The 18,344-nt window shown below is 67.0% G+C and carries 17 protein-coding genes (1 of these 17 running past the window's edge); 10 read left to right on the forward strand and 7 right to left on the reverse strand.

Annotated features, from left to right (window positions below; translation table 11 throughout):
* On the reverse strand, positions 1 to 2,053 hold the 5' portion of the coding sequence (locus tag ACVWYO_RS00040; RefSeq protein WP_457348067.1) for a M1 family metallopeptidase. The gene continues 539 nt to the left of window position 1, outside the view; 2,053 of the gene's 2,592 nt are visible here — the first part of the coding sequence; it begins with the start codon at positions 2,051 to 2,053; the stop codon falls past the left edge of the window.
* A gap of 106 nt (positions 2,054 to 2,159) precedes the next feature.
* Between ACVWYO_RS00040 and ACVWYO_RS00045 the strand changes: the two genes are divergently transcribed.
* Positions 2,160 to 3,119, forward strand: coding sequence for an NAD(P)H-dependent flavin oxidoreductase (locus tag ACVWYO_RS00045; protein ID WP_457348068.1), 960 nt, complete (start codon positions 2,160 to 2,162; stop codon positions 3,117 to 3,119).
* Between the two features lie 22 nt (positions 3,120 to 3,141).
* Here the strand turns inward: ACVWYO_RS00045 and ACVWYO_RS00050 are convergent, their stop codons facing one another.
* Both ACVWYO_RS00050 and ACVWYO_RS00055 read right to left on the reverse strand, forming a co-directional pair.
* Positions 3,142 to 3,579: a DUF1465 family protein gene (locus tag ACVWYO_RS00050; RefSeq protein WP_457348069.1), complete on the reverse strand. Its 438-nt coding sequence runs from the start codon at positions 3,577 to 3,579 to the stop codon at positions 3,142 to 3,144.
* A gap of 108 nt (positions 3,580 to 3,687) precedes the next feature.
* Positions 3,688 to 3,885, reverse strand: a complete 198-nt coding sequence (locus ACVWYO_RS00055; protein ID WP_457348070.1) for a YdcH family protein — start codon at positions 3,883 to 3,885, stop codon at positions 3,688 to 3,690.
* Between the two features lie 177 nt (positions 3,886 to 4,062).
* Here ACVWYO_RS00055 and ACVWYO_RS00060 point away from each other — a divergent pair, with 177 nt between their 5' ends.
* Entirely contained in the window at positions 4,063 to 4,218 is a 156-nt protein-coding gene (locus ACVWYO_RS00060; RefSeq protein ID WP_140852102.1) for a DUF465 domain-containing protein, read from the forward strand.
* A 53-nt stretch (positions 4,219 to 4,271) separates the two neighbouring features.
* Here ACVWYO_RS00060 and ACVWYO_RS00065 read toward each other — a convergent pair whose 3' ends face one another.
* Together ACVWYO_RS00065 and dksA are read right to left on the reverse strand one after the other, a co-directional pair.
* Positions 4,272 to 4,652: a PilZ domain-containing protein gene (locus ACVWYO_RS00065; protein ID WP_457348072.1), complete on the reverse strand. Its 381-nt coding sequence runs from the start codon at positions 4,650 to 4,652 to the stop codon at positions 4,272 to 4,274.
* A gap of 76 nt (positions 4,653 to 4,728) precedes the next feature.
* On the reverse strand, positions 4,729 to 5,193 hold the full coding sequence (gene dksA / locus ACVWYO_RS00070; protein ID WP_457348073.1) for an RNA polymerase-binding protein DksA: 465 nt from the start codon (positions 5,191 to 5,193) through the stop codon (positions 4,729 to 4,731).
* Positions 5,194 to 5,583: 390 nt separating this feature from the next.
* On the opposite strand from dksA, the gene ACVWYO_RS00075 reads away from it, so the two are divergent.
* A complete protein-coding gene (locus tag ACVWYO_RS00075) occupies positions 5,584 to 6,564 on the forward strand; it encodes a PEP-CTERM sorting domain-containing protein (RefSeq protein WP_457348075.1) in 981 nt (326 codons plus the stop codon).
* A 59-nt stretch (positions 6,565 to 6,623) separates the two neighbouring features.
* On the opposite strand, the gene ACVWYO_RS00080 is transcribed toward ACVWYO_RS00075, so the two are convergent.
* Positions 6,624 to 7,064, reverse strand: coding sequence for a host attachment family protein (locus tag ACVWYO_RS00080; RefSeq protein ID WP_457348077.1), 441 nt, complete (start codon positions 7,062 to 7,064; stop codon positions 6,624 to 6,626).
* Positions 7,065 to 7,159: 95 nt separating this feature from the next.
* Here ACVWYO_RS00080 and serS point away from each other — a divergent pair, with 95 nt between their 5' ends.
* From serS to ACVWYO_RS00105, 5 genes are all read left to right on the forward strand, one after another.
* Positions 7,160 to 8,440, forward strand: coding sequence for a serine--tRNA ligase (serS, locus tag ACVWYO_RS00085; protein WP_457348079.1), 1,281 nt, complete (start codon positions 7,160 to 7,162; stop codon positions 8,438 to 8,440).
* Positions 8,441 to 8,535: 95 nt separating this feature from the next.
* On the forward strand, positions 8,536 to 9,300 hold the full coding sequence (gene surE, locus ACVWYO_RS00090) for a 5'/3'-nucleotidase SurE (RefSeq protein ID WP_457348080.1): 765 nt from the start codon (positions 8,536 to 8,538) through the stop codon (positions 9,298 to 9,300).
* A gap of 25 nt (positions 9,301 to 9,325) precedes the next feature.
* Positions 9,326 to 10,444, forward strand: a complete 1,119-nt coding sequence (locus tag ACVWYO_RS00095) for a peptidoglycan DD-metalloendopeptidase family protein (protein ID WP_457348082.1) — start codon at positions 9,326 to 9,328, stop codon at positions 10,442 to 10,444.
* 103 nt (positions 10,445 to 10,547) lie between these two features.
* The gene (gene tyrS, locus ACVWYO_RS00100) at positions 10,548 to 11,774 is read left to right on the forward strand and encodes a tyrosine--tRNA ligase (protein WP_457348084.1); all 1,227 of its coding nucleotides are present in this window, start codon (positions 10,548 to 10,550) and stop codon (positions 11,772 to 11,774) included.
* A 102-nt stretch (positions 11,775 to 11,876) separates the two neighbouring features.
* Positions 11,877 to 12,197 (forward strand): PilZ domain-containing protein, encoded by a 321-nt coding sequence (locus ACVWYO_RS00105; RefSeq protein ID WP_457348085.1) that lies wholly within the window; start codon positions 11,877 to 11,879, stop codon positions 12,195 to 12,197.
* Between the two features lie 7 nt (positions 12,198 to 12,204).
* On the opposite strand, the gene recG is transcribed toward ACVWYO_RS00105, so the two are convergent.
* Positions 12,205 to 14,265, reverse strand: a complete 2,061-nt coding sequence (gene recG / locus ACVWYO_RS00110) for an ATP-dependent DNA helicase RecG (protein ID WP_457348087.1) — start codon at positions 14,263 to 14,265, stop codon at positions 12,205 to 12,207.
* A gap of 84 nt (positions 14,266 to 14,349) precedes the next feature.
* Here recG and ACVWYO_RS00115 point away from each other — a divergent pair, with 84 nt between their 5' ends.
* A complete protein-coding gene (locus ACVWYO_RS00115; RefSeq protein WP_457348089.1) occupies positions 14,350 to 14,616 on the forward strand; it encodes an FAD assembly factor SdhE in 267 nt (88 codons plus the stop codon).
* 111 nt (positions 14,617 to 14,727) lie between these two features.
* Positions 14,728 to 18,303: a transcription-repair coupling factor gene (gene mfd / locus ACVWYO_RS00120; protein ID WP_457348091.1), complete on the forward strand. Its 3,576-nt coding sequence runs from the start codon at positions 14,728 to 14,730 to the stop codon at positions 18,301 to 18,303.
* The last annotated feature ends 41 nt before the right edge of the window (positions 18,304 to 18,344 follow it).

Below are 18,344 nucleotides of genomic sequence, written 5' to 3' on the forward strand. Positions count from 1 at the left end.
CGGCGACATAGGCGCGCGCCTTGTCCGCGATCGCAGGATCGCCGCGATGACCGAGCACCGCGATCAGCGTTTCGCGCAGCGTCGCGACGAGCGGCGATTCGTCCTTTGCCGCGGTGAAGCCGACCCGTTGCATCGCCGGAGCGAGCGTCGCGCGGATCCGAGTGCGCATCGCATCCTTCGCAACGCCCTTGGGCAAGCGACCCTCGAGATCGGCGAGCTGTCCGGCGACCGTCTGCCACAGCAGCGGATTCGCATCCGGCCCAACCGCCGCCACATCGGCGAAATAGCGATCGAGCTTCTGATTGCCGCCCTTGGCGAGCGCAAAGTCGTCGCCGAGCGTCCCGAGCTGGTCGGTCAGCGCGAGCGTTCCGAAATCGCGGACGATCGCATCATGCGCCGCCTGGCTGTAGAGAACGCGCGCATAGCTGCCCTTGTCGCGGTTGAGCACGATCGTGCCGCAGCCCTGGACGCTGACCGTCATCGGCTTGGCGCCGCGCACGGTGGCGCGCGTCACCGGCTGGCCGACCACACCGAGCGTCAACGGCACGTGCCAGTCGAGCGGCTGCTTGGCGGTCGCATCATAGCCGAAGCGGCCTTGCGTCAGCGTCACCTGCGTCTTGCCCGCGACACAGCGCGCGCCCGTCATCGTGACGAGCGGGACGCCCGGCTGGAGCGTGAAATCGTGCGCGACATCGGCGACAGAGTGCCCCGACGCCGCAGACAGCTCGGCCCACAGCTGGTCGGTCGTGGTGTTCCCATATTTGTACTTGGCCATGTAGCGGCGGATGCCGTCGCGGAACACGTCGGGCCCGAGCGTCGACTCCATCATACCGATGACCGCCTGCCCCTTCGAATAGGTGATCCCATCGAACGCCTCGCCGATCTGATCGACCGTTTCGACATGGCGGATGATCGGGTGCGTCGCAGCGGTCGCATCGACCTGTAGCGCACCCTCGCGATCCTGCGCCACCGCGGTCGCACCGGCAAACCAGTCGGGGTTGAGGTCGACGCTCGACTTGTTCTCCATCCACGAGGCGAAGCCTTCGTTGAGCCAGAGGTCGTCCCACCAGTTCATCGTGACGAGATCGCCGAACCATTGGTGCGCCATCTCATGCGCGACGACGGTGTAGATGCGCTGCTTGCCGCTCTGCGTCGCGCGCTTCTTGTCGTAGAGCAATTCGGGCTCGAAATAGAAGACCGCGCCCCAATTCTCCATCGCACCGAAGAATTGGCTCGAGCCCGGGCCGGCGATCATGTCGAGCTTGGGCAGCGGGTACGGCTGGCCGAAATAGTCGTTGTAATAGGTCAGCAGGCGCTTGGCCGATTCGAGCGCGTAATCGCCCTGATCGACGACGCCGCGGCGCGTGATGACGCCGATCTCGGTCTTGCCTGCCATCACCGTCTTGCGCTCGACATCACCCATGCCGAGGAACAGCAGATAGCTCGACATCTTGGGTGTCTCGGCGAAATGGTAGAGCTTGGTGCCGTCGCCCTGCTTGGTCACGCTGGTGACGGGCATGTTGGAGAACGCCGTCTGGTCGCCAGGCGCGACGGTGCTGAGACGGAAGGTCGCCTTGTAGCCCGGTTCGTCCCACATCGGCGCGAAGCGGCGCGCATCGGGCGCCTCGAACTGCGTCACCAGCAAGCGCGACGACGAGCCGTCCTGGTTGCTGTAATCGATCGCGAAGAGCCCCGCCGCCGAGGTGTTGATCGTGCCCGTCCAGGCGAATTGGACGCGGTGCTGGCCTGAAGCGAGCATCGTCGGCAGCGTCAACGTCAGCTGCTGCTTGGTCGTGTCGAGCGTGAAGGGCACCGCCGCGCCATCGACCAGCGCGCGCGAGATCTTGAGATCGGCGGCGTTGAGCACGACCGTGCGCGTCGGCTTGGCGACCGCGATGCTGATCGTCTCTTCGCCCGCGAAGGTCATCGCCTTGGCGTCGGGTCGGATCGTGATATCGTACGAGACCGGGGCGATCCCGCTGGGCAGTTGCCCTACGGCAAACGCCGGAGTCGCGGTTCCGAGCAACAAGGCGGCGGCGAGGGTAAGCTTCACTTCGTTACTCCGGAAACAAACGGGGATTTGCGCGCCATAAGGGTTTCTGCTCGCGAGGCAAATCGAGGCCGCTGGACAGTCCTTTCGGTTGCGCTATGAAACGGACATGAGCACACCGCCCCTCCTCTCGTCGCTGCGGCTTCCCCTGATCGGCTCGCCGCTGTTTATCATCTCGGGTCCCGAACTGGTGATCGCGCAGTGCAAGGCGGGAATCGTCGGATCTTTCCCCGCGCTCAACGCGCGGCCGCAGGCGATGTTGGACGAATGGCTCCACCGCATCACCGAGGAATTGGCGGCACACAATCGCGACCATCCCGATCGCCCGGCAGCACCGTTTGCGGTCAACCAGATCGTCCATCGCTCGAACGAGCGGCTCGAAGCCGATCTCGCGACCTGCGCCAAATGGCAGGTGCCGATCGTCATCACCTCGCTCGGCGCGCGCGAGGATCTCAACACCGCGGTGCACAGCTGGGGCGGGATCACGCTGCACGACGTGATCGATGACCGCTTCGCGCGCAAAGCGATCGAAAAGGGTGCCGACGGGCTGATTGCGGTTGCCGCCGGCGCGGGCGGGCACGCCGGGCGGCTGTCGCCCTTCGCGATCATCCAGGAAATCCGCCAGTGGTTCGACGGGCCGCTCGCTTTGTCGGGCTCGATCGCGACCGGCGATGCCATTCTCGCGGCACAAGCGATGGGTGCCGATTTCGCCTATATGGGTTCGCCCTTCATCGCCGCGCTCGAGGCCAATGCCGAACCCGCCTACAAACAGGGCATCGTCGAGGGCAAGGCCGCCGACATCGTCTATTCGAACCTGTTCACCGGCGTGCACGGCAATTACCTGCGCGCCTCGATCGTCGCCGCGGGCATGGACCCCGACGCGCTGCCCGAGGGCGACCTCAAGACGATGGACTTCGGCACCGGCAACGGTGCGAAGCCCAAGGCGTGGAAGGAAATCTGGGGATCGGGCCAGGGGATCGGTGTGATCGAGCGGGTCGAACCCGTCGCGGCGATGGTCGATCGGTTCGAGGCGCAATATCGCGCCGCGCGCGAGCGGCTGAAGCTCTAAGCGGGCACCATCGGCTCGCGGGCTAGAACGCCATCGCCAGCCGCTGGTGCAGCGAGCGCACCGGACTCTCGAGCGCCAGGCCGTCTCCCGCGCTCGAATCGTCGAGCCGGGCGACGCGGCCGTGCAACTCGACACTCGCGGCGATGAGCGACCGCGCAGACTGCGGCATGTGCTCGAGCGCAGCCGGATCCGTCGCCGGCGCGGTGCCGAGCCGGCGCGACGGATCGAGCGCATCGTGCGGCAGCATCTCGCCCGCCTCGACCGCGCGCTGCGTCAGCAGCCATGCAATCACGTGCATCAGCCGCGTGGTCACCTTCAACGATTCACACGAGAAGGCGACTCGCGCGATCGGATCGAGCGCCTCGCGATCGGCGCGGCCGCCTTCGTCGAAATAGCTGCGCGCCTCGTCCGCGAGCACCATCGCATCGATGTACAACGTGTCGATCACGCGACGCTGCATCCGTAAGTCTTGCCGATTTCCGCGCATTCCGGACCTTCCCACAATCGCGCAGGCGAGGGTAGCCGGTCGCGCGAAAATTCGCAGCGACCTGTCCCAAAGCGGTGCGGCTCAGGCGATGATGTCGGGGATCAACTGATCTTCGAGCAAGGCGATCTCGTCGCGCAGCCGCAGCTTGCGCTTCCTGAATCGCGCGAGCTGCAGTTGGTCGGCCGCCCCGCTGCCGATCAGCGCACCGATCGCCGAATCGAGGTCCCGATGTTCGACGCGTAACACCTCGAGGCGCTTTGCGATAAGGCTGTCGTCCATTCGGTCCCCGCTCGATCGCGGCGTCTTAGCAAATCGCGGGGCTGCAGCACGGATAAAATCGACCGGTCGCGCAATTCGGTGCGCGCGTCGCGACCGCCCCGAATCAGAGGGAGACAATTAACCTTGCCCATGTTCTATTTGCCTCCCCCAAGCAGCATATGAAGGAGGTAAGCATCCATGCAGACCGCGCATCACTCGGCCTTGACGGCCAAGCATGCAGTCCTCGATCGACAGATTGCCACCGAGGCGCAGCGCCCGCTGCCCGACGCCGTGACGCTGGCCGCGCTGAAGAAACAGAAGCTTAAGATCAAACAGGAGCTGGCGCAGATCTGACGCCGCAGGGCCCGGACGCACGGCGTCCGGGTCCGCTTAGCGCGCCGCCGCGTTCAACGACTCGGGCGCGAGAAGATCGGCTTCACGAACGTAGGCGTCTGAGAGCCCTGCCCGACGGGCTTGCGGGCCAGCAGCGGATCGATCTGCTGATCGAACGCGACGCCGATTCGCCCAGCGGCCGACCAGGCGACCTGCCCTGGAACCCACCCGATCCCGCGCACGTCGAATTCGACGCGCAATCCCTGCTCGAGCCCGCCCGACAGCTCGGCCATAAGGCCGCCAGCCGAGAGATTGCGGACGCGAACCGCGTGCACCTCACTGCTCCCGACCACGCGGAAATCCGCCATCAGGAACAGGCTGTCGCGCGACTCCTGCCGGTTGTGGGCGCCATCCTCGTCGGGAGCGCTAAGGGGATCTTGGGAATATTGATCCATCGCCTGAATCTTACGGCCTCCGTTAAGATCGTAATAGCCGGGCAAATGTATCGAACCGCTTAACGCGGACCGAACATCATTCCTCGCGCGAGATCTTTTCCTGGCGTTCGTGGCGTTCCTGCGCCTCGACCGTCATCGTCGCGATCGGGCGCGCCTCGAGCCGGGCGAGCGAGATCGGCTCGCCGCTGACTTCGCAATAGCCATATTCGCCCTCGTCGATTCGCCGCATCGCGGCCTCGATCTTGGAGATCAGCTTGCGCTGACGATCGCGCGTGCGCAGTTCGATCGACCAATCGGTCTCACTCGAGGCGCGATCGGTAAGGTCGGCCTCGCGCAGCGTATCGACCTGCAGCTGCGAAAGCGTTCCTGCCGCCTCGCGCAGGATCGAGTCCTTCCACCCCTGCAGCTTGGCGCGAAAATACGCCTGCTGCCGTGGGTTCATGAACTCTTCGTCCGCGCTCGGCCGATAGCCATCGTCACCGCCGACCGGCGGGACCGCGAATTTCTCGGAGTCATCGTGTCGATTCAAGACCGTCGCCATCCCATTTTCTCCCACAGCCGCACGATGCCGAGCGCATCGCGGGTCCGCCCCCGGGTTAACTCACGTGGTGCGGGCCTATAGCCATGCCCTTGAAGCTCCACAAGCAATCCGATGCGATTGTCCTGCGTTCCTGCGACGATCCGATTGCCGCTGCATCGCGCGCCCGGATTGCGCGCGCCGCGGGAGAATGGGGTTTCCATGTCCCAAGACGAAACGTTAACCCACAATCAACCTTTGCCATCCGGACAAAATCGTAGATTAAGATGTGCAGGAGAGGTAAGGCGGTTCAACTTAACGCTTTGTTGGCCTTCACCTGCTAGAGCGAAATGGCACGGATGACCGTGAAACGACCTATAGCGTTGATTTTACGGTAAAGAGAAAGTGGCGGATATGTCGGTGCGGATGGCCTTGGCGAAATTGTGTGCCTGTGCGTGCGGCGGCGCGATCGTCGGCGGTGGCGCGGTCCATGTCGCTGACTCCTCCCGCGCCCGCGCCGCCTATGTCCACAAGACCAAACGAATCGTCCGCAAGACCGCGGTCGCCTCGGTTCGCCGCGTTCGCCGAGTCGTGACGACGACCCGCACCACTCCGCCGCCGCAGGTCGTGGTGGTGACGACGCAGGGCGCACCGATCCCGCTGCCGCCCGCCTTCAATGGTTTCAGCGGGTCGTCGGGCGGCGTCGGTCCAGCCGTGATCGGTGGCGGCTTCGGCGGCGGCGGCGGCTTCTTCGCTGGTGGCTTCTTCGGTGGCGGCGGCGGTGGCGGCGGCGGCGGCAACATCACGATTTCGTCGACCTCGACCGGGAGCAGCGGCACGGTCGTCAACGTCTCGTCGGGCGGATCGTCGACCAGTGGCGGATCGACCTCGACCAGCGGCGGCTCCACCTCGACCAGCACCGGTGGCGCGACTGTCTCGAGCACATCCTCGACCGGCGGGTCGTCGTCGAGCGGCAACGTGTCTTCGGCTTCGGGCGGCAGCAGCGGCGACGTGTCGTCGTCGACCTCGTCCAGCGGCAATATCTCGTCGGCATCCTCGACCTCATCGAGCGGCAACGTCTCCTCTTCGACCTCGTCCTCGACATCGTCGAGTGGCAACGTCTCTTCGGCAAGCTCGTCGAACGGGTCGAGCACGTCCTCGGCCAGTTCAAGCAGCTACGGCTCGAGCAGCCATGGCTGGAATTCGAGCAGCAATTGGGGCCATGGCAGCAGCAGCTATGGCAGCTCGAGCTGCGGCGTGAATTGCACGCCGGGCGCTCCCGACGGCCCGCCCGCGCCCGTCCCAGCGCCGCCGATGGTGCTGCTGTTCGGTGCCGCCGCCGCGGCGCTGGTCGCGCGCAAGCGGTTCACCAAGGGGGCCGCGATCGCCGCCTGACGCGCGACAGCAGCTGCAAGAACGGGCTCCCGCGATGGTCGCGGGAGCCCGTTTGCGTTTCAAGCCGCCTGCAGCGCCTTTTCGATCTGGTCGATCGGGTGGCCGGTCAGATCCTTGTCGAGCTCGCCGCTGAGCCGCGCGCTGACTTCGCTATGATAATGTTTGCGCAATTCGCCGAGCGTCTGCGGCGGCGCGACGACGATCAGCGATGCGAAGTCGTTGGCGAGCGCACGGCGTTTGAGCACGTCGGCGGTATCGACCGCGAAGCGATCCTTCTCCTGCTGGTGGAAGTCGACCTCCTGCATCGAATTCTGCCCACCGCCGACGCTCGACGAGGCGCGCCCGGCATGGTCGGTCTTCTGGTCGCCATCGCTTGGATTGATCTGCTCGACCGCGCGCTCGACGACGAGATTGAGGTGCGTCGCATCGCCCTCGTTGCGCAGGAACAGCGACTTGCGGCCGTCGGCCACGAGCACGACGGCATTGTTGGGTATCTGCATGGGGCGTTTGCCTCTTATGGTTGGTGAGGCTGGAAGAACGCACCGCGCGCCGCGCGGGTTGCGCGCTTGCGGCAGGCTGGGCATAGCCTGCGACCATGCATGATATCCGTTCGATCCGCGAAAATCCCGCCGCTTTCGATGCCGCTCTCGCGCGCCGCGGGCTGTCGCCGCTCGCCGCCGGGCTGGTCGCGCTCGACGAACGCCACCGCGCGCTGATCACCGAGGCACAGACCGGCCAGGCGCGCCGCAACGAAGCCTCGAAGGCGATCGGCGCGGCGAAGGCAAAGAAGGACGACGCCACCGCCGCAAGCCTGATGGCCGAGGTCGCCGCGTTGAAGGAGCGGATGCCCGCGATCGAGGCCGAGGAAAAGGATGTCGCGGCACAGCTCAAGGCCGCGCTCGAAATGATCCCCAATCTGCCCGCCGACGATGTGCCGCACGGCGCGGGCGAGGAGGACAATGTCGAAGTCGCCCGCTGGGCCACCCCGCGCGGCTTCGACTTCACGCCGCGCGAACATGCCGATCTCGCGCCTGCGCTCGGCATGGATTTCGAAACCGGCGCGCGGCTCTCGGGTGCGCGTTTCACCTTCCTGCGCGGTGACATGGCGCGTCTGCACCGCGCGCTCGGCCAGTTCATGCTCGACCTCCAGACGCGCGAGCATGGCTATGAGGAATGCAACCCGCCGGTGCTCGTCAAGGACGAGGCGATGTACGGCACCGACAAGCTGCCGAAGTTTGCCGAGGACAGCTTTCGCACGACCGACGATCGCTGGCTCATCCCGACGAGCGAAGTCAGCCTGACCGCGAGCGTCATGGGCGAATTGCTCGACGAGAGCGCGCTCCCGATTCGGCTTACCGCGCTCACGCTGTGCTTCCGTTCCGAAGCGGGCGCGGCCGGCCGCGACACGCGCGGCTTTATCCGCCAGCACCAGTTCGAGAAATGCGAGCTCGTCAGCGTCGTGCGGCCCGAGGACAGCGAGGCCGAGCACCAGCGCATGACACGTGCCGCCGAGACGGTCCTCGAACGCCTCAACCTGCCCTATCGCAAGCTGCTGCTGTGCACCGGCGACATGGGCTTCGGCGCGCGCAAAACGTACGATCTCGAGGTGTGGCTGCCGGGCCAGAACGCCTATCGCGAGATCAGCTCGTGCTCGAACACCGGCGCGTTCCAGGCGCGGCGCATGAACACCCGGTACCGGGTGGCGGGCGAGAAGAAGACCGAGTTCGTCCACACCCTCAACGGCTCCGGCCTGGCGGTAGGTCGGACGTTGGTGGCGGTGATCGAGAACTACCAGAATGAAGACGGCAGCGTCTCGGTACCCGAGGCATTGCTGTCCTATACGGGCGGCATGTCGCGGCTGGAGCCGAGGCGCTGAACCAAACCGTTTGGGGCGAGCCGATTGATGCCGTGCCCGCGACGACGGCAGCGACGACCAGCGTTTCACGACGCCGGAGCCAAACGGGAGATTAGATGCGCATCCTCCTCACCAACGACGACGGCTATCACGCCCCCGGCCTCAAAGTGCTCGAAGCGATCGCCGCGACGCTGTCGGACGATGTCTGGGTCGTCGCACCTGCCGAGGAACAGTCGGGTGCAGGCCACTCGCTGACGCTCACCCGCCCGATCCGCGTGCGTCAGCATGGCGAGAAGCGCTTCGCCGTCGCCGGCACGCCGACCGACGCGGTGATGATGGCGCTCGCCAAGATCATGGCCGATCACAAGCCCGACCTGATCCTGTCGGGCGTCAATCGCGGCGCCAATCTCGCCGAGGACGTGACCTATTCGGGCACCGTCTCGGCGGCGATGGAGGGCGCTCTCGCCGGCGTCCGCTCGATCGCGCTGAGCCAGGTCTATGAGAAGCGCGGGATGGGCGACGCAGTCCCGTTCGACAGCGCCGCGGCGTGGGGCGAGCGCGTGCTGCGCCCGCTGCTCGATGCGCCGCTCGCGCCGCGCACGCTCGTCAACATCAACTTCCCCGCCGTTTCCGCAGCAGCGGTGAAGGGGGTGCGGATCGCGCAACAGGGTCTGCGCGATTACGGAAGGCTGCAGATCGTCACCAATCGCGATCCGCGTGGCTATGAATATCACTGGTTCGCGCTCGCCGGCACGGTCGAGACGCCGGCGCACGCGACCGACCTCGAAGCGGTCGCCGACGGGTACATCGCGGTCACGCCGCTGCATCTCGACCTGACACATCACGCATCGCTCGCTATGCTCGGCGGCTTATACGCCTAGGGGTGGGCAGGATCGGGGGATGAGGATGGGGCATCGCAGAGAGATAGGCCTGGCGGCGACGCTGTTGCTGACGATGCTGGGCGCCTGCATTCCCAATCCCGACCGTCCCGATAGCGGCTATCGCCCGCCGCGCGACCGCGAAGAGCCGCGGCGCGACGATCGCCCGCGCCGCGATCCGCGCGACGACGCTCCGCCCGAACGCTACGAGCCGCATCGCATCGACGAGCGCGTCTCCGCGCTCCCCGCGCCGCCACCGGCGTGGCAGGCGCGCCCCGTGTCGGCCGATGCCGCGACGATCGACACGACGACCTATCTCGTCCGCCCCGGCGACACGCTGCGCGCGATCGCCGACCGTACCGGCGGCGGCTCGGAGGCGATCGCGCGCGCCAACCAGCTCCCCCCGCCCTTCGTGGTCCGCGCCGGCCAGCGGCTGACGATTCCCGGCGGGCGCTATCATCTCGTCCGCGCCGGGCAGACCGGGATCGCGATCGCGCGCGCTTATGCGGTCGATTGGTCGCGGATCATCGCCGCGAACGATCTGACCGCGCCCTATACGTTGCGCGTCGGGATGCGCGTGCTGATCCCCGGCACCGCAGGCGGCAGTTCGGCGGCCGAGCGCGCGAAGGCCTTCACGCTCGATATCGACGATATCCTCACCGGCAGCGAACCGGCGCTCGCCGCCAACCAGCGCCCTGCCCAGCCGACCGCCTCGCCGCGCCGCGTGCTCGCGCCGACACAGGCGCTCGCCGAACCGGCGCAGCTGACCAGCGGCTTCGCCTGGCCCGTGCATGGCAAGATCATCACGCGCTTCGGGCCGGGCGCCTCGGGTGAAAAGTTCAACGGCGTCAACATCGCGGTGCCGCTCGGCACGCCGATCCTCGCCTCGGCCGATGGCGTTGTCGCTTATGCCGGCAGCGGCGTGCCGACGCTCGGCGGGCTGGTGATCGTCAAGCACGGATCGAGCTGGACGACCGTCTATGCCAATGCCAGCCAGCTGCTCGTAAGGCGCGGCCAGGCGGTCAAGCGCGGGCAGACGATCGCGCTGTCGGGCGATTCGGGACAGGCGAGCCGACCCGAGGTCCATTTCGAAATGCGCAAGGGCCGCACCCCGGTCGATCCGCAACGGCAATTGCCGGGGATTTAGCGCCCCTCCCGCTTGCGGGAGGGGTTGGGGGAGGGCATGTGCGGAGCCAGCACTACAGCCCCTCCCCTAGCCCCTCCCGCAAGCGGGAGGGGGAGAAGATAATATGACCGAGCACACTTCCGATCTCCTCCGCCTGCTGTCGACGCGCGGCTATATCCACCAGACCACCGACGCGGCGGCGCTCGATGCGCTCGCGGCCAAGGAGATCGTGCCCGGCTATATCGGCTTCGATCCGACCGCGCCGTCACTGCATGTCGGCAGCCTGGTGCAGATCATGCTACTGCGCCGGCTCCAGCAGGCCGGTCACAAGCCGATCGTGCTGATGGGCGGTGGCACCGGCAAGATCGGCGATCCGAGCTTCAAGGACGAAGCGCGCAAGCTCCTCGACCATGACGGGATCGCGCACAACGTCGCCTCGATCCGCCGGATCTTCGAGCGTTTCCTGACCTTCGGCGACGGCCCGTCGGACGCGATCATGCTCGACAATGCCGAATGGCTCGACAAGCTCGAATACATTCCGTTCCTGCGCGACGTCGGGCAGCATTTCTCGGTCAACCGGATGCTCGGCTTCGACTCGGTCAAGCTGCGGCTCGACCGCGAGCAGTCGCTGTCGTTCCTCGAATTCAACTACATGATCCTGCAGGCCTACGACTTCCTCGAACTGTCGCGCCGCGCCGGGTGCCGGCTGCAGATGGGCGGGTCGGATCAGTGGGGCAATATCGTCAACGGCATCGAGCTCGCGCGTCGGATGGACTCGACCGAAGTGTTCGGCATCACGACGCCGCTGATCACCACCGCCGATGGCGGGAAGATGGGCAAGACGATGTCGGGTGCGGTTTGGCTGCACGAGGACCAGCTGCCGCATTACGATTACTGGCAATTCTGGCGGAATACCGATGATCGCGACGTCGGGCGCTTCCTGCGGCTCTTTACTGACCTGCCGCTCGACGAGATCGCGCGGCTCGAGGCGCTCGAAGGGGCGGAGATCAACGCCGCCAAGATCGTGCTCGCCAATGCCGCGACGACGATGTGCCGCGGCGAAGCGGCGGCGATCGATTCGGCCGAAACCGCGCGACGGACTTTCGAGGAGGGCGCGGCCGGCGGATCGCTGCCGACTTTCACCGTCGATGGGGACATTGGCATCGTCGATGCGCTGATCGGGCTCGGCTTTGCGGCATCGAAGGGCGAGGCGAAGCGGCTGATCAAGGGCGGCGGCGCGCGCGTAGGCGCCGACAAGGTGAGCGACGAGGCGATGATCGTCAGCGTCGGCGTCGAGCCGGTGCGGATCGCGGCGGGCAAGAAGAATCACGGGCTGCTGGTTCGCGCCTGAGCGTTTTCGAGACTCGGGTAACCCGCTGTTAAGCGGGTTCGTTCCGCTCCGCTTCATACCCGAAGCCCTAGCGTCCAACCTACCCAAAAGGGGGGTTTTGTAATGGCTAAGGCGTTGGAGATGCGGACTGCGGAGAGCCGAGCGCTCGTTCGCGACGAAGTGCATTACCGTGCGCGCGCGTTCGGTCCCGATGCGCGGCAGCTGTTGTTGTTGATCGTCAATCTTTCCGCCGCCGGGCTGATGGCGCGGTTGGACATGAGCTATGCCGTCGGCGACCGGCTCCGCGTCACACTGCCGGTGGTCGGGGTGGTGGTCGCTGAAATCCGCTGGTCGCTCGGCGGGCGGATCGGGTGCGAACTCGACGCACCGATCCCGCTGCCCGAATATTACGAGCTGCTCGCGGTGCTTTTGAAGGAAAAGTAACGCCGCCTCAGCCCGATCGCAGGAGCGCCACCCCGGCATCGCGCTCGAACAGATAGAGCGCCGTCCGCGCCGCCTGCCCGCGTGCCCCCTCGAGCCCGCCGTCGCGGTCGATCAGCAGCCGCGCATCGTCGGTCGCGACCGGGAGCAGCGTCACCAGCATATCGGGCGTCGCCAGCCGAAAGCCCGCCTCGCCCGATTGCTTGGTGCCGAGCAACTCCCCTGCCCCGCGCAAGCGCAGATCCTCCTCGGCGATGCGGAAGCCGTCGGTCGTCTCGCGCATCAGGGCGAGGCGTGCGCGTGAGGTTTCGCTCAGCGACCCGCCGCGGATGAGCAGGCAGTTCGACTTGCCCGTGCCGCGCCCAACGCGCCCGCGCAACTGATGGAGCTGCGCCAGGCCAAAGCGATCGGCATGTTCGATCACGATCAGCGTGGCGTTGGGGACGTCGACGCCGACCTCGATCACCGTCGTCGCGACCAGCACACCGAGCTGACTAGCGGCGAACGCGCTCATCACCGCATCCTTCTCGGCGGGCTTCATCCGGCCGTGGACCAGCCCGACGCGGTCGCCGAAGCGTGCCCGCAGCGTCTCGGCGCGTGCTTCCGCCGCGGCCATGTCGCTCTTCTCGCTTTCCTCGACCAGCGGGCAGACCCAATAGGCCTGGCCCGCGTCGGACAGATGGCGGCCGAGCGCATCGACGACATCAGCCAGCCGGTCTTCGGAAATGACGCGCGTCTCGATCGGCTGGCGGCCGGGCGGCATCTCGTCCAGCTGGCTGACGTCCATCTCGCCATAATTGGCAAGCGTCAGCGTGCGCGGGATCGGCGTTGCGGTCATGGCGAGCAGATGCGGTGCGGCCTTGGCCTTCGCCTGCAGCATCATCCGCTGCGCGACGCCGAAGCGGTGCTGCTCGTCGACCACCACCAGCCCGAGATCCTTGTAGCCGACCGCCTCCTGGAAGATCGCATGCGTTCCGATCAATATGTCGATCGTGCCGGCGGCCAGCGCCATCAGCGTCGCCTCACGCACCTTGCCCTTGTCGCGCCCGGTCAGCACCGCGACCTCGACCGGCAGCCCGGCGAGCGTGCGGCGCAGCGATTCATAATGCTGTCGTGCGAGGATCTCGGTCGGCGCGAGCAACGCCGCCTGCGCACCGGCCTCGACCGCGACGAGCATCGCCAGCGTCGCGACGAGCGTCTTGCCCGACCCGACATCGCCCTGCAGCAGCCGCAGCATCGGTTGCGGCTGGGCGAGGTCGCCCTCGATTTCGCGCACGGTGCGCGCCTGCGCGCCGGTCAGATCATACGGCAACCGCAGCGCGTCGCGCAGCTTTCCCGTCCCCGCCAGCGCCCGCCCCCGCCGTGCGCGCGACGATTGGCGGACCAGCATCAGCGCGAGCTGGTTGGCGAAGATCTCGTCATAGGCGAGCCGCTCGCGCGCCATTGCATCGGACGGGTCGGCATGAATGCGCGCAAGTGCCTCACGCCAGCCGGGCCATTGCTGCTTGGCCAGCAATCCGGGCTCGATCCATTCGGGAAGGTCGGGCGCGCGCTCGATCGCCTGCGCGGCAAGCAGACCAAGCCGTTTCGAGGTTATCCCCTCCGACAGCGGATAGATCGCCTCGCGCTCGGGCGTGTCGCCGGCTTCCTCGAGCGGCAGGACATAGTCGGGATGGACCATCTGCAGATCCTGCCCGTACATTTCGAGGCGGCCCGACACCCGCCGCGGCTCGCCAACCGGCAGAAGCTTCTTCGCCCACCCTGAATTTCCGCCGAAATAGACGAGGCTCACCACGTTGCCGAGCGCATCGGTCGCATGAACCCGCGTCGGCCCGCGCCCTGCGCTCGCGCGGTAGGATTGCGCGGTGAGCGTGATCGCGATGACCCGCCCGGCATCGGCCATGTCGAGCTCTTCGCGGGCGAGGCGATCGACCCAGCCGGTCGGCAGATGGAAGGCGACATCGACGACGCGCGACAGCCCGAGCCGCTCGAGCGGCTTGGCGAGCGTCGGGCCCACGCCCTTCAGCGCCGTGACTTCGGCGAACAATGGATTGAGGATATCGGGTCGCATGACTATCTGGGTCCTCTACCCCCACCCGGCTTCCGCCGCCAGCGTCGCTGTCGGTCGGTGCCGGGCATTTGTGTTTGGACGAGCATGGACCGCGAAACCCGCCTGAAACGCCTGCGCTTCCGTGCCTGGCACCGCGGCACCAAGGAAGCCGATCTGCTGATCGGCGGCTTCTTCGATGCGCGCTCGGCCGGATGGGACGATGAAGAGATTACGCTGGTCGAGGATCTGCTCGAGGAGCAGGACGTCGATATCATGGCATGGGCGATCGGGACCGACACCTGCCCCGAGCGCTATCGCGGGTCGATCCTCGAAGCGCTCCAGACGCTCAACTACGTGCCGATCGCGAAGTAGCTTCACGTCACCCCGGCCGTGTGCCGGGGTCCACTCCTCCACTCGGGCGGCATCCGTCGCTGCGCGGTGGGGCCCGGCATACGGCCGGGGCGACGGATTTCGAAAGTACAGATGCCCGACCTCACCAAAATCCTCACCGCCAAGACCCCGCTCACGCTTGCCGGCGTGCCGACCGGGTTCGAGCCATGGCTGCTCGCCGACCTTGCCCGCGCCGCGAAAAGCCGCGCGGTGTTCGTCGCGCCCGACGAAGCCGCGATGCGCGCGATCGCCGCGACCGCGCAGACCTTCGCCCCCGAGCTCGAGATCCTCACCTTCCCGGCGTGGGACTGCCTGCCCTACGACCGCGCCTCCCCCACGCTGCGCGTGATGGCCGAGCGCATGGCGACGCTCCACCGGCTGCAGCAGCCGGTTAAGGGGCCCCAGCTCCTGCTCACCACGGTCAACGCGGTGGCACAACGCACGCTGACGCCGTTCCGCATCCGCCAGCTTGTCGCCAAGCTCGCGCCGAAGGAGCGGATCGGCCGCGACAAGCTCGCCGCACAGTTGCAGGCGAACGGCTATGTCCGCGTCGAGACCGTCGCCGATTCGGGCGAGTTCGCGGTGCGTGGTGGCTTGGTCGATCTGTTCCCGAGCGGCGAGGAGCACGCGCTCAGGCTCGATTTCTTCGGCGACGAGATCGAGAGCGTCCGCACTTTCGACCCCGCCGATCAGCGGACCACGGGCCGCGTCGACGGCTTCATCCTGCTCCCCGCGTCGGAAACGCTGATCGACGAGGAGAGCATCAAGCGCTTCCGCGCGCGCTACCGCGAACGCTTCGGCGCGACCGCGACGGGCGACCCGCTCTACCAGGCGATCTCGGAAGGGCGGCGGCTCGCAGGGATGGAGCATTGGCTCCCGCTGTTCGAGGACAAGCTGACGACCTTGTTCGATCATCTCGGCGACGATGCGGTGATCCTGCGTGATGCCGGCTCGGTCGCGGCGGCCGAGCAGCGCTTCGAGGCGATCACCGATTACCACGCCAACCGCGTCAAGGCGCAGGTCAGCGATCCCGGCAGCTATCGCCCGCTGCCGGTCGATTCGCTGTACCTCACCGCGAAGGATTTCGCAGCGCGGCTGGACGAGGCGCCGGCGCACCGCATCACCGCGTTCCATGAGCCCGAGAGCGCGAGCGTGCTCGACTTCGGCGTTGACGGTCCGCGCGATTTCGGCGCCGAGCGCGCGAATGGCGCGAACGTGTACGAGGCGGTGGTGCATCATCTGCGTACGCTCGAGCGCGATGGGCAGAAAGCCGTGCTGGCGAGCTATTCGGCGGGCGCGCGCGAGCGGCTGGCGGGGTTGCTGCGCGATCACGGCGCGACGAATCTCAAGCTGGTGGACACGTGGCAAGAGGCGCTCGGCGCGTCCGCTCCTTCTTCCCCCCTCCCGCCTGCGGGAGGGGTTGGGGGTGGGCGCGCGCTATCAAAGTCAGCTGGCGCTGATAGCGCGAGCCCACCCCCAACCCCTCCCGCAAGCGGGAGGGGAGGAATTGGCGCGACGGTTGCGCTCATCATCCTGCCGCTCGACCACGGCTTCTCCTCCCCGCAGGTCGCGCTGCTCACCGAGCAGGACATGCTCGGCGACCGCCTCGTCCGCCGCGCCAAGCGCAAGAAATCGGCCGACGCCTTCCTCGCCGAGCTTGCGATGCTCACGCCCGGCGATCTCGTCGTCCATGCCGATCACGGCATCGGCCGCTATGAAGGCCTGACCTCGATCCCCGTCGGCCAGGCGCCGCACGATTGCGTTGCGCTGACCTACGCCGGCGGCGACAAGCTGTTCGTCCCCGTCGAGAACCTCGAAGTCCTCAGCCGCTACGGCTCGGACAGCGAGGGCGCGAGCCTCGACCGCCTCGGCGGCGAAGCGTGGCAGCGCCGCAAGTCGAAGATGAAGGAGCGGATCCGCGAGATCGCGGGCGAGCTCATCGCCACCGCCGCCGAGCGCGCGCTGCGCCCCGCCGAGACGATCGACCGCGACAGCGGCTATGCCGCCTTCGTCGACCGCTTCCCGTACGAGGAAACCGACGACCAGGATCGCGCGATCGAGGACGTGATGGGCGATCTGCTCAAGGGCACGCCGATGGACCGCTTGGTGGTCGGCGACGTCGGCTTCGGCAAGACCGAAGTCGCTTTGCGCGGTGCGTTCGCCGCGGCGATGGCGGGGCTGCAGGTCGCGGTGGTCTGCCCGACCACGCTGCTCGCGCGCCAGCATTTCAACAATTTCACCGCGCGCTTCGAAGGCTTCCCGCTCAACGTCGGCCGGCTGTCGCGGCTCGTCCCCGGCGCCGAGGCCAAGGCGACCAAGGCGGGCCTCGCCGACGGTACGATCGACGTCGTGATCGGCACGCACGCGATCCTTGCCAAGGGGATCGAGTTCAAGCGGCTCGGGCTCGTCGTGGTCGACGAGGAGCAACGCTTCGGTGTGACGCACAAGGAACGCCTGAAGGGTCTCAAGACCGACGTCCACGTCCTCACGCTGACCGCCACGCCGATCCCGCGCACGCTGCAGATGGCGATGTCGGGCATCCGCGAACTGTCGGTGATCCAGACCCCGCCGGTCGATCGCCTCGCGGTACGCACCTACATCATGCCGTGGGACCCGGTCGTGCTGCGCGAGGCGCTGCTGCGCGAACATTATCGCGGCGGGCAAAGCTTCTTCGTCACCCCGCGCATCGCCGACCTGCCCGAGATCGAAGCGTTCATGCGCGATCACGTGCCCGAGGTGCGCTACGTCGTCGCGCACGGCCAGATGGCACCAAGCGAGGTCGAGGAGCGGATGTCGGCCTTCTACGACAAGAAGTTCGAGGTCCTCATCTCGACGACGATCGTCGAAAGCGGTCTCGACATTCCGAGCGCCAACACGATGATCATCCATCGCGCCGACCGCTTCGGCCTCGCCCAGCTCTATCAGCTGCGCGGCCGCGTCGGGCGCGCCAAGACGCGTGCCTATGCCTATCTCACCACGCCCGAGAACCGCACGCTGAGCCAGACCGCCGAGAAGCGCCTCAAGGTGCTGAGCGACCTCGATACGCTCGGCGCGGGCTTCCAGCTCGCGAGCCACGACCTCGACCAGCGCGGCGCGGGCAATCTGCTCGGCGACGAGCAATCGGGGCATATCAAGGAAGTCGGGTTCGAACTCTACCAGTCGATGCTGGAGGAGGCGATCATGGATGCCAAGGCCGGCGGCCAGCGGTTGCGCCCGAAGGACTTCTCGCCGCAGATCACCGTCGACGCGCCGATCCTCATCCCCGAGGAGTATGTCCCCGATCTCGACCTGCGCATGGGCCTGTATCGCCGCCTCAACGATCTCGAGGACCAGAACCAGGTCGAGGCCTTCGCCGCCGAGCTGATCGACCGCTTCGGCAAGCTCCCAGAGCCGACCGAGAACCTTATCCGCATCATCGAGATCAAGCTGAACGCCAAGAAGGCCTGCGTCGCCAAGATGGACGTCGGCCCCAAGGGCGCGCTCGTCACATTCTTCGACGACAAGCCGCCGAATGTGGACTGCTTGCTCGCCTGGGTCGCCAAGCTCGACGGCGTCGCGCGGTTGCGGCCCGACAGCAAGCTGGTGGTGACGCGCACCTGGGGCGACCCCAAGGCGCGGCTGCACGGCGCGCTGCAACTGTCGAAGGGGTTGGCGAAGGCGGCCGGGTAAAGCGCGCCTCGCCTGGACCACCCCGGCATGTGCCGGGGTGG

It is taken from the genome of Sphingomonas sp. UYP23 (assembly GCF_054059235.1).